The organism is Streptomyces sp. MUM 2J (assembly GCF_022414535.1).
GTDB lineage: Bacteria > Actinomycetota > Actinomycetes > Streptomycetales > Streptomycetaceae > Streptomyces.
The window spans coordinates 50,036-60,894 of sequence record NZ_JADWYM010000040.1 but is presented as its reverse complement, the minus strand read 5'-3'; the positions used below and the strand labels follow the sequence as shown (position 1 = coordinate 60,894).

Below are 10,859 nucleotides of genomic sequence, written 5' to 3'. Positions count from 1 at the left end.
CGTCATCCGTCAGGACCACTTCGACCGTCGGCCGACCCATGCGCGCCATGAGCCCAGCATACTTCTACGGCTTTCCTAAGACTCGGGACACTAGGGAGGCGGCGCTGCATGACCGCGCCGAAGGCGGTGACCGTGACGCCCTGTACGTCCTTGTTCGGCTGATGTACGAGACGGGTCGGGTGCGAGAAGCCCAGAAGGTAGTCCAAGAAATCGGCCCGGAGGACCAGTACGCACACCAGATGGTGGCCAGAGACTGCTGGCCATGGATGCCGGGCTATGACTCTCTCGTGAAGTTGCCGGTGTCGGCCTCGGTGAGCATGTCGAGCTTGACCAGGCGTTTCAGCTCGGCGCGGGTGCCCTCGATGTTCTTCGGCAGCAGTTCGTGAGTCGGCGGGCCATGACGTGGACCATCGCCCCGTAGACGCGGGAGACGGAGGACGCCGGGCGGTGCTCGTAGTCGCGGACGAGACGCCGGTGCAGTATCAGGGTTCCGTAGGTCTGCTCGACCCTCCACCGCTTCGGCAGCAGGAACTCGTGGATGACCTGGTCGGTTCCGTCGTCACGCCAGGCGGCGAAGTAGTAGTACGTCGCGCTCTTCGGCGGCAGATCGTGCGGGAGGTAGGCTCACTGGCAGCCCGTCCGGTGCTGGTGGAGGATCGCGTTCACGATATCCCGCATCGCGTAGGCGCCCTGATGGCCGCTGACCGAGCGGTGCCGGTCCTTCCACGCGATGATCACCGGATCGATCAACGACCACTGCACGTCGGATAACTGACGTTTCAGAACGAGATTTGCGAGCGGCCTGCTACGTCGTGCCCGACCTGCGGCGACGCCAACGGCGCCCGCGCTCGGTTCGCCCCTTCTGGCCTCTTTGGTGTCCGCCCGTGCCGACTCGTTGCGGCACACCATTCCGGAAGGTGCCACGGTGACGGTGCACCCCCGCCGGGCGGGCGCGATGGGAACCGCGCCGCCGTGCGCGGGCGGCGAATAATGCGTTGACGCCCCAGGGAGGTGTCCTGTTAGCCTCAAGGAGTCGTTCTGATTCGTTCTGGGCCTGTGTGCCCCGGAAAAGGGGTATTTGATGTCCCGGCCCGCGCCGAGTGCGCCTCGCCGTACCGCGTAACCGTCCGCCGCCTTCCGCTGCCCGTTTCTCCGGGCCGCTGCCGGACGTGTCCTCCGGTGCTCTGACCTGCCTGTCCGCCGTTCCACGGCGTTCTCGGGCTGCCCTCTGACGAGGCCACTCGGCCTGCTCTTGCTGTCTTGACCCATTTCCAGCAAGGAGCGCCCGGGTGTCCAGCCACACCTCCAACTTCACCCACACTCTCAGCCTCGGTACCTTCGCCTGTGCCTGGTGCGGGCTGACCGTGTCCGCGTACGCCGCCGACGGCGCGCCGCGCAACCACTGCCCGTCCTGCCTGCACTCCCGGCACGTCCTCGACCACGTCGAGGGCGGTCCCTGCGACTGCGAGGGCCGGATGTCCCCGATCGCCATCGCCGTGCTCCGCACCGGTGACTGGATGGTGATCCACCGCTGCGTGCGCTGCGACGAACTCACCTCCAGCCCGGTATGCGCGGACGACAACCAGCTCATCCTGATCCGCATGGCGGTCCGCCCGCTGGCCCAACCGCCTTTCCCGCTCGAAGCGTTCGGAACCCTCTGACCGCCGCCCGACAGGAGAGGAGCACCACTGTGTCACGCAACAACCACAGCGGTCGCGGGCGGCGCCGTCCGCAGCGGCACAAGGACGTCCTGCACCACCGGGGCGGGCACCGGGCAGGCGACTTCCGGTGCGTGTCCTGCCGGCTCGACGTGTCCCTGGACGCGCCGGGCACCGCGCACCGCAACCACTGCCCGAACTGCCTGGCCAGCCTGCACGTCGACCGGAGGATCCCCGGCGATCGCGACGCGGACTGCCGGGGCCGGATGGAGGCGCTGGGCATGTCCGTCCGTACCGACGGCGAGTGGGTGATCATCCACCTGTGCGCCTCCTGCGGTGAGCTCAGCGCCAACCGCATCGCCGGTGACGACAACCCGCTCGCCTTGGTCCGCCTCGCCCTGAGGCCGCTCGCCGACCCCAAGTGCGCCGGCCGCACCCTGCTCACCCTGTGACCCGGCCGCGCCGGCCGTGGGTGGGACGCGCCCGCAGTCGCGCCCCACCCACGGCACCACCCCGCACCCCCCACCACGACTTTCACCTCCGCAGCTCACCCCGGCCCGGGTCCGACGGGGGTTCAGGAACATCCGCGCCCACCTCGCCTGCCCGACCGTGTTCCCGAACCCAGGGGCGCAGGCCCCGGACGGCCACCCGGCGCCAAGAACAAACACCGGGCACCCCGCTACGACGTCGGCAAGACCGTCAAACGCCCCGAGACCCTCAAGGCCATCGGCAAGCCTGGAAGATCTTGGTAGATGAAGGACAAGTAAAGGCCCGGAACGACGGCGAAGACCCGGCAGGGCGGCATCCCACCGCTGCCTGCCGGGTCTTCGCCGTGCCGGATCCGCAACGACGCGGGACGGCGGCGCGCGCCCGCCCCGCGCTGAGGTGCCGTACCGGCCGCACGCCCTCCGGCGCGGTGCGCGGAACGTGCGCTACACCTCCCTCCGAGCGGGGGGCAGGGCCCTCCGCGTGGGGCCCTGCCCCGCTGCCGCGCGCGGGCGGTCAGCTCCCGCGGGCGCTCCGGCCTGCGGGTGGGGCGGCGCGTGGGCGGGTCCGCGAGGCCGGCCGTGCCCGTCCCCGCGGCCGTGACCGGGGGGTGATCACGGCGGCCGAATGGAGGGTCTATCATATGAGCGCCGTCTAGCTCGAAAGATACTTCTGTGACTGTCAACGAGGACTCGTTCACCAACTGGAAGAACCGCGAGGAGATCGCGGAGTCGATGATCCCGATCATCGGGAAGCTGCACCGGGAGAGGGACGTCACCGTCCTCCTCCACAGCCGCTCCTTGGTGAACAAGTCGGTGGTCAGCATCCTGAAGACCCACCGGTTCGCCCGGCAGATCGCCGGTGAGGAGCTGTCGGTCACCGAGACGCTGCCGTTCCTGCAGGCGCTCACCACCCTCGATCTCGGCCCGTCCCAGATCGACATCGGCATGCTCGCGGCCACCTACCGGGCCGACGACCGCGGCCTGTCCGTGGAGGAGTTCACCGCCGGGGCCGTCGCCGGCGCCACCGGCGCCAACAAGGCGGAGCGGAGCGAGGGCCGCGACGTCGTGCTGTACGGTTTCGGCCGTATCGGCCGGCTCGTGGCCCGCCTGCTGATCGAGAAGTCCGGCTCGGGCACCGGCCTCCGGCTGCGCGCCATCGTGGTGCGGGGTGGAGGCGAGCGTGCCGCCGAGGACATCGTCAAGCGCGCGTCGCTGCTGCGCAGGGACTCCATCCACGGCCAGTTCCAGGGCACGATCACCGTCGACGAGGCGAACAACACGATCGTCGCCAACGGCAACGAGATCCGCGTGATCTACGCCGACGACCCGGCGTCGGTGGACTACACGGCGTACGGCATCGACAACGCCATCCTCATCGACAACACCGGCAAGTGGCGCGACCGTGAGGGCCTGTCGAAGCACCTGCGCCCGGGCATCGACAAGGTCGTCCTGACCGCGCCCGGCAAGGGCGACGTCGCCAACATCGTGCACGGTGTCAACCACGACATGATCAAGCCCGACGAGCAGATCCTGTCCTGCGCTTCCTGCACCACCAACGCGCTCGTCCCGCCGCTGAAGGCGATGGACGACGAGTTCGGCGTGCTGCGCGGGCACGTGGAGACCGTCCACTCGTTCACCAACGACCAGAACCTGCTGGACAACTACCACAGGTCGGACCGCCGCGGCCGCTCCGCGCCGCTGAACATGGTGATCACCGAGACCGGTGCCGCCTCGGCCGTGGCCAAGGCTCTCCCCGACCTCAAGGCGAAGATCACCGGTAGCTCGATCCGCGTGCCGGTGCCGGACGTCTCCATCGCCATCCTCAACCTCCAGCTGGCGCGCGAGACCACCCGCGAGGAGGTCCTGGACTACCTGCGGGACGTGTCGCTGACCTCGCCGCTCAAGCGCCAGATCGACTTCATCAGCGCGCCGGACGCGGTCTCCAGCGACTTCATCGGCTCGCGTCACGCCTCGATCGTCGACGCCGGCGCCACCAAGGTGGAGGGCGACAACGCCATCCTCTACCTGTGGTACGACAACGAGTTCGGCTACTCCTGCCAGGTCGTCCGCGTCGTGCAGCACATCTCCGGCGTCGAGTACCCGACGTTCCCGGCCCCGGCGGCCTGATCCCACCCGGCCCACCGGGCCGACCACGGCAGGGCCGACGCGCCCCGGGAGCCCCCGCGGCTCCCGGGGCGCGCACTGTCCGGCACGCCTCACGGCGCAGGGGTGTCCGTGCCGTTCCGCGCCTCCCGCGCCCTGCGCTGCGGCGGCCCCACCCGCTCTTGTGGTGCAACGCGCCAGACGGTTCAATTCCCTCACCTCCCACAGGAGAACGCCCGTCCCACACCCGTCGAAGGGGTTCTTCTTGACTGCCGTACGCGCCACCGCCGTCACCGCAGCAGCCTGCGCCGCCGTGCTCGCCACCGCGCTGCCGGCCTCGGCGATCAACTCGTACAACGCCGCACCCGCACCTGAACGGACCGAGGTCGGGGCGCTCGTGGCCACCTGGGACGACGACTCCGATCCGGCCACCCCGGACCGCGTCGACTGGGTCTGCTCCGGCACGATGATCGACGCCGACACCTTCCTGACCGCCGCGCACTGCACCACGGACTGGCCGGACGGGGTGCGGTTCTACGTCTCCCTCGACCAGGACGTGCAGGCCGGGCTGGACGCCGCCGCACGGCAGCACCCCGGCGACCCTGCCGCCCAGGCGGGCGCCGTCGGCGTCCAGGGCACGGCGCACAGCCACCCCGACTACCCGGGGCCCGCCTCCGATCCGCACGACATCTCGGTGATCGAACTGCCCGCGCAGCAGGTCGCGGCCCGCTGGTCGTTCACCCCGGCCGCCCTGCCGACCGCGGGCCGGCTGAACGCCCTCGGCCCGCAGGGCCTGAACGCGACGGACTGGTCCGTCGCCGGGTACGGCACGCAGGAGGCCGTCAACGGCCCCGGTGGGCAGACGCATCCGGGCGGCGGCGTGCGGATGAAGGCGCCGGTCTCCTTCGACGCCCTCAACAAGTCCTGGGTGCGCCTGGCCATGACCGCCCCGCAGGGCAACGGCGGCGCATGCTACGGCGATTCGGGCGGCCCGAACTTCGCGGTGATCGACGGCCGGAGCGTCCTCGCGGCAACCACGATCACCGGTGACGGCCCGTGCTACGCCACCAACGTGTCCTACCGGCTGGACGCCCCGGGTGCGCGTGCCTTCCTGGCGCCGTTCGTCGCGCTGCCCTAGGGGGTGTTCCGAACGTCCGGTGCGGTGCCCGCGGTGTCCGGTGCGTGCTCTCGGCGTGCCGGACGAAAGACCTCGTACCGGATGTACCCGGGCTTACGGCCGGTGCGGCGAGAGTGCGTGCCGGGCGCCGCGGGTGCCGTGCGGGACTTTCGAAACACCCCCCAGGCCCGTACCGGGCGGCGTCCGCCGCCTGCCTCGGCCACCGGTCCCCTCGCCGCGCCGCCGCCGCGGCGAGGGGGGAGCCCGTACGACGGGCCGGAGGCCTGTCGGTGCCCGGCCGTGGTGAGGGCGAACCGGCGAACCCCGGTCACGGTGCGGGCCCACTGCGCCAGCGTCCGGCGTGCGGGGCACTCAGGGTGGTGCGCGGGGGCGCACTGCCCGGCCAACGGGCGGTATCCGTTCCTGCGCACGACGTGATGTGCCCGGAAGGGCGAGGAAGGTTCGCTCTGTCACACACGTTCGGCTTCGTGCGGCTGCGCTGTTCGAGTGGTGCGGTGCCGCGGGCGGTCGTAGCTTCGTGGGCAGGACGACCGCAACAGCAGGGGTGCGGGACAGGGCCGCCGGGGAGCAGCCATGCGTGGACACACGGTCAGGACGGCGATCGCGCTGGGCGCGGTCGCCTCGCTCGCGGCGGCGACGGGCCCGGTCGCGGCCTCCGCGCGGACGGACAGCCGGGCCGCCGCGCCGCCCCCGGTCCTCGTGGACTGCCTCTGGCACGCGCAGGTGCGCCCCGCGAACTTCGTCCTCGCCTGCGGGGACGGCAACAGCCGGCTGGTGTCGCTGCACTGGTCGCGCTGGGACGCGCGGTCGGCGGTCGCCGACGGGGTGAACACGGTCAACGACTGCAAGCCGTACTGCGCGGCCGGCCGCTTCCACGCCTACGCCGTGTCCGTGCGGCTGGACCACCCACAAACCTGGAAGAAGGACCCGAAGCTGCGGCACTACACGCGGATGACGCTCACCTACAAGAACGCCCGTCCCGAGCGCCTGGCACAGTCGGTCACCTACCCCCTGTGGAACTGAGCGCCCGGCCGGTCACCGGAACCGGTCCGCCGGCCCGGTCGGTCCGTCCGAGGAGTCGCAGCAGCCGTCCGCGGCGGTCCCGGTGGGCGGGACCGTCTCCAGACGGCAGAAGCAGGAGGACTCGATGGGCACGTCCGCAAGAGCGGTCGCGATCCTCAGCTGCTGGGCGACGATCTGTGCCTCCCCCGTCCTGCCGAGGCGGACCAGGCACTCGTGGAGACCGTGCAGGGCCCAGACGTTGCCGGGGTGCTGCAGCGGGCGCGGCAGGGCCCCGTCCAGGCCCAGGTCGGCGCGGTAGACCGCCTCGGCGTCCCGGACCCGGCCCTGTTCCAGCAGCAGGGCGCCCAGGGCGTGTCGGGTGGGCTGCATCCAGCCCCAGGGCTCGTCGTAGGGCAGGGTGTCGTCCAGTTCGACCGAGTGGGCGAGCGCGGCGAAGGCCGCCTCGTGGTCGCCCTTGCGGTACTCCAGCTCGCCGTCGAGCATCGCGGAGGCGATCGCGAGGATGTCGGCGCAGGTGTTGTTGAAGAGCATGCGCGTGGCCGGGACGCGGGCGACCGCGGCACGGAACAGGACGCGCTCCTCCTCCGCCTCCTCGATACGGCCGGTCGCCGCGAGGGCGACGCCGCGGGCGTAGTGGAGCATCGCGGTGGTCGTGCAGTACAGGGCGGGGTCGGCGGGCAGCGGCAGGCGGAGGATGTCGTCCCAGTGGCCGAAGCGGATCAGTACGTGGACGCGCATGGCGCCGAACGCCTCCAGCCAGTCGGCCATCGGAGGGCTCTGCACCCGCAGCAACTCCTCCGGAATACAATCCTCCAACTGTGCGGCGGCCTCCAGGGCGACCCGGGAGGCTCCCAGGAACATGGCGCCGTAGATCCTGAAGTGGTGGTTGTGCGCCCGGTAGAGGGTGTAGAAGTTCATCGCCCCCGAACGCGCGAGGTAGGTGGCGTCGGCGGCGACCGCGGCGGTGTTGTCGGAGACGACACGGCGGTAGTCACCGCACAGCACCTCCAGGTGCGAGGGCATGTGGAGCAGGTGACCGGCGTCGGGGACCAGACCGCGCAACCGGTCCGCGACGGGCAGGGCCACCTCGGGCGACGGGGACATCTCCATGAGATGGATGTACAGGTGCAGCGCACCCGGGTGGCGCAGACCTGCGTCGGTGGCCAGCACGCGGTCGAGGACCTCCTTCGCCTCCAGCGTCCTGGCTCCCTCCGCTGGCTCGCCGGTGCGCAGGTCCCACAGTTGCCATGGAGTGAGGTTCATCAGCGCGTCGGCGAACAGGGCGGCGATGTCCGGGTCGTCGGGGGCGAGGTCGTGGACGGCGCGCATCCGGTCGGCGTAGGGCGCGTTCCACACCGAGCAGTCCGGTGCGGGGCGAGCCTGCGGGTAGCGGGCCCTCAGCGCCTCGATCAGGGCACGCTCCACGGGGGTGGCACGCAGCGCCGCCGTGTGGGCGCGTTCGACCGCGGCGTGGGTGCGGTCGACGGTACGGGCCAGATCCTGTTCGTCGAAGAAGTCCCAGGGCTTGTTGTAGTTGGGGCCGAGTGCGTAGGCGATGCCCCAGTGGGCCATGGCGCAGTCGGGGTCGGCCGCTGCGGCGGCCTCGAAGCAGGCGACGGCCTCCTCGTGGTGGAAGGCGTACGTCCACACCAGCCCGCGGTCGAACCAGGTCTGGGCCTGCGGTGACGAGGTCGTCACCGGGCGGGTGTGGGTGCCGAGGTCGTAGTAGTCCATGCGTCCCTCCTGGCCGTGCTGCCGTGCTGCCGTGCTGCCGTGCTGCCGTGCTGCCGTGCTGCCGTGCTGCCGTGCTGCCGTGCTGCCGTGCTGCCGTGCTGCCGTGCTGCCGTGCTGCACATATACCGTGCGGACGGCGGGGAACGGGGCGGGCGCCGGGAACGCGCCGGGGTTTCGCTCCCGTGCCCTACGGGCGCGACCCGCACCGCCGAGGGAGACCTGAACGGCGGCGGCACCGGCCGACGGTCACCGCCTGCCGCGCAGGAGTGCGCGCGTCATGTCGGAGCAACGACGTCCGGCGTGACCGTGGACCACGTCCGCCGCCCCGGTCACGCCCCGATCCCGTGACGGTCCCGCAGTTGTCCGCCGCTGTCGCGGTCGGCGGCGCCGTCAAGCGCCTTCGGCGCCGCCCGGGCCGCTCGCGGCACGCTCACCCGCCCCGGTGTCCGCCCCGGGCTGTCACGTCCAGCGATACACCAGATCCACTGCGGGCTTTTGTTCACACGAACACCGGACCGTAGACTCGCCGCATGGAGGGAGTGCCGGTGTCGCACACGGGGTGGACGTTCCTCACCAATCACGCCCGGGTCCTGGCGACGATCGCCGACGACCACACCGCACGCATCCGCGACATCGCCGTGCACTGCCGCCTCACCGAGCGCGCGGTGCAGAAGATCATTGTCGATCTGGAGCGGGACGGGTACCTCTCGCACACCCGCGAGGGGCGCGGCAACGCCTACCGGATCGACCCGACCAAGGTTCTGCGCCATCCGGCCGAAGCCGGTCTCGGCCTCACCGTCGCCTCCCTCCTGTCGCTCCTCGTCCTCGACGAGGCGGACCGCAACCGGCGGGCCGCGCCGGGCCGGTCCGCCGGCACCGGCTGAAGGTTCGCGCCCACAACGCGACCGACCGTCACCGCATCTGTACGGCAACGCAAACATCACGAATACGTATCGGACATTCCTCGCCTCAACCTTCACACGAGGTACACACGTTGGCTAGGTTGACGCTCGGGTCGCACGGGAGACTCCGGCGAACTGCGCCGGGCCGCGCGGCCTCCGCCGAATCCGGCCCGCCACAGCGGGCGCCGCAGCCGGGGCTCGCCCCCCTGGCCTGCGTTCGGCCGACTGCCCGAGCGGCAGGTCAGCACGGCTAGTCCGTCCATGCGACCACTGCCGGGCCGACGGCCGGTACGGCAGGCGGAGCATGGGAGGAGCACGGCAGCGATGGCGCCGGAACGCAACTTGATCCCCACCGCCGGGCCCGCTCAGGGGCACGACACGCGTCTCGATCAGGCCGCCCCCTCCCGCGCGGCGCTCTCCGGGGACACCACCCCGATCGCGGAGGACGGCGGGCCCAGCCGGGAGGAGGTCCAGCAGCGCATCGCCGCCCTGTACAACCTCGCGGAGAACGACACCGGCACCTTCAACGCCACCCGCGCGAGGGCCGCGTCACAGACCCGGTCGGGCAAGGACCCGGGCGGGCGGTCCGCCTCGGCGCCGGGGGCATCGACCCGCCAGTGGTTCGACGTGGCGCGTGCCAAGCTGGGCCCGACGGTGCCGGCCGTACGGCCCGCGGAACGGACGCCGGCCGCTCCGGCCCGGCGTCGCGCGCTCCGGCCCGGGACCGACGCCCCGGAGCCGGCCCCGTCGCAGCCCGCGGAACGCCCCGGCCGCGGTCGGGCGGCCGCCCTCACGGGCGAAGCCGCCGCCGCGCTTCCGGCGGCGTCGCCCGGGCCCGGTCCGGAGCAGTCGCAGAGCCTGCCGGCCGTGGCCGCGCCCCCGGTGCTCCCGGAAGGCAGGACGGGGCGGCCCGGAACGGGCGCCGCGGAACAGCGGCAGCGCCGCTCTCCCGAGGAGGCCAAGGAGCGCACGCAGACCGGTCTCGCCGCCGCCCGCGCCCTGCTGTCCCGTCAGGTGGCGCAGGCTCAGGCACCGTTCGGTGACACCGGGTTCACCCGACTCGGGGGCTTCGACACGGCACCGGCCACCCCGGCGCCGCTCCCGACGTCCGATCTCGACACAGCGCGCCACGCCCCGAGCACACTGCCGCCCGCCGTGTCACCGCTGCCGCCCGGGACCGGCGTGTCCCTACTGCCCGAGACCGCCGTGGCCCTGCCGCCCGCCGTGTCACCGCTGCCGCCCGGGACCGGCATGCCCCTGCCGCCGGAGGTGCCCTCCGCGGCCCCGCTCCCGCAGGTCACCACCGCGGAGGCGACCCCGGACGGCAAGGCCGCGCCCGCCGTCGTCTTCGCCCGGGCACAGGCGGGCAAGCCCTGCGTGTGGGGCGCGACGGGGCCCGATTCCTACGACGGGGCCAGTCTGGTGCGCGCGGCGTGGCTGGCGGCCGGAGTCCTCCTGCCGCGGTCCGCGCACGACCAGGCGCTCGCCGGAGCGCCGGTCTCCCTGAGCTCCGCCCGCCCGGGGGACCTGGTGTTCTTCCAGGACACCCCCGACCACGTCGGCCTGTGCACCGGCGACGGCACGGTCGTGCACGCGCCCGGCCCGGGGGCGTTCATACGCGAGGAGCCGCTGCATCAGGCCGGCCCGGTCGACGGCGTCGTACGGCCGGGCTGACGGTCCGGCGCGGTGCGGCCGCGTCCCGTGGGAAGGTCCGGACTCGTCCGGATCCCTCCCTGCGCCTCGGTCGGCCGCGGGCCGCTCCGGGCCGGCCGTAACGTCGGTGGAAACGCTCCCGTGGGCGCCCGCGGTGTCC

General features: G+C 72.2%; 9 protein-coding genes and 2 pseudogenes. 9 read left to right on the top strand and 2 right to left on the bottom strand.

What is annotated here, in order from left to right; genetic code table 11:
• Window positions 1–386, top strand: a 386-nt coding sequence (locus I3F54_RS26005) for a tetratricopeptide repeat protein (RefSeq protein WP_240121338.1), incomplete at its 5' end; no start/stop codon positions are given.
• On the opposite strand, the pseudogene I3F54_RS26000 reads toward I3F54_RS26005, so the two are convergent.
• Window positions 340–783: pseudogene (locus I3F54_RS26000) on the bottom strand (transposase). The gene I3F54_RS26005 and the pseudogene I3F54_RS26000 overlap by 47 nt on opposite strands.
• Window positions 784–1,289: 506 nt before the next feature.
• On the opposite strand from I3F54_RS26000, the gene I3F54_RS25995 reads away from it, so the two are divergent.
• The 6 genes and pseudogenes from I3F54_RS25995 (at window position 1,290) to I3F54_RS25970 (ending at window position 6,410) form a co-directional block, all read left to right on the top strand.
• Window positions 1,290–1,661: an RNHCP domain-containing protein gene (locus I3F54_RS25995; protein WP_240121337.1), complete on the top strand. Its 372-nt coding sequence runs from the start codon at window positions 1,290–1,292 to the stop codon at window positions 1,659–1,661.
• A 29-nt stretch (window positions 1,662–1,690) separates the two neighbouring features.
• Window positions 1,691–2,110 carry an RNHCP domain-containing protein gene (locus I3F54_RS25990; RefSeq protein ID WP_240121336.1) on the top strand — a complete coding sequence of 140 codons (420 nt, stop codon included), beginning with the start codon at window positions 1,691–1,693 and terminating at the stop codon, window positions 2,108–2,110.
• An 85-nt stretch (window positions 2,111–2,195) separates the two neighbouring features.
• Window positions 2,196–2,410 (top strand): annotated as a pseudogene (locus tag I3F54_RS25985) (transposase); the annotation flags it as partial.
• A gap of 408 nt (window positions 2,411–2,818) precedes the next feature.
• A complete protein-coding gene (locus I3F54_RS25980) occupies window positions 2,819–4,273 on the top strand; it encodes a glyceraldehyde-3-phosphate dehydrogenase (RefSeq protein WP_240121335.1) in 1,455 nt (484 codons plus the stop codon).
• Between the two features lie 241 nt (window positions 4,274–4,514).
• Window positions 4,515–5,387: a trypsin-like serine protease gene (locus tag I3F54_RS25975; RefSeq protein WP_240121334.1), complete on the top strand. Its 873-nt coding sequence runs from the start codon at window positions 4,515–4,517 to the stop codon at window positions 5,385–5,387.
• 573 nt (window positions 5,388–5,960) lie between these two features.
• A complete protein-coding gene (locus tag I3F54_RS25970; RefSeq protein ID WP_240121333.1) occupies window positions 5,961–6,410 on the top strand; it encodes a hypothetical protein in 450 nt (149 codons plus the stop codon).
• 12 nt (window positions 6,411–6,422) lie between these two features.
• On the opposite strand, the gene I3F54_RS25965 is transcribed toward I3F54_RS25970, so the two are convergent.
• Window positions 6,423–8,144 carry a hypothetical protein gene (locus I3F54_RS25965; protein ID WP_240121332.1) on the bottom strand — a complete coding sequence of 574 codons (1,722 nt, stop codon included), beginning with the start codon at window positions 8,142–8,144 and terminating at the stop codon, window positions 6,423–6,425.
• A 530-nt stretch (window positions 8,145–8,674) separates the two neighbouring features.
• Between I3F54_RS25965 and I3F54_RS25960 the strand changes: the two genes are divergently transcribed.
• Together I3F54_RS25960 and I3F54_RS25955 are read left to right on the top strand one after the other, a co-directional pair.
• Window positions 8,675–9,028, top strand: a complete 354-nt coding sequence (locus I3F54_RS25960; RefSeq protein WP_240121331.1) for an ArsR family transcriptional regulator — start codon at window positions 8,675–8,677, stop codon at window positions 9,026–9,028.
• A 342-nt stretch (window positions 9,029–9,370) separates the two neighbouring features.
• Window positions 9,371–10,720: a C40 family peptidase gene (locus tag I3F54_RS25955; protein ID WP_240121330.1), complete on the top strand. Its 1,350-nt coding sequence runs from the start codon at window positions 9,371–9,373 to the stop codon at window positions 10,718–10,720.
• The last annotated feature ends 139 nt before the right edge of the window (window positions 10,721–10,859 follow it).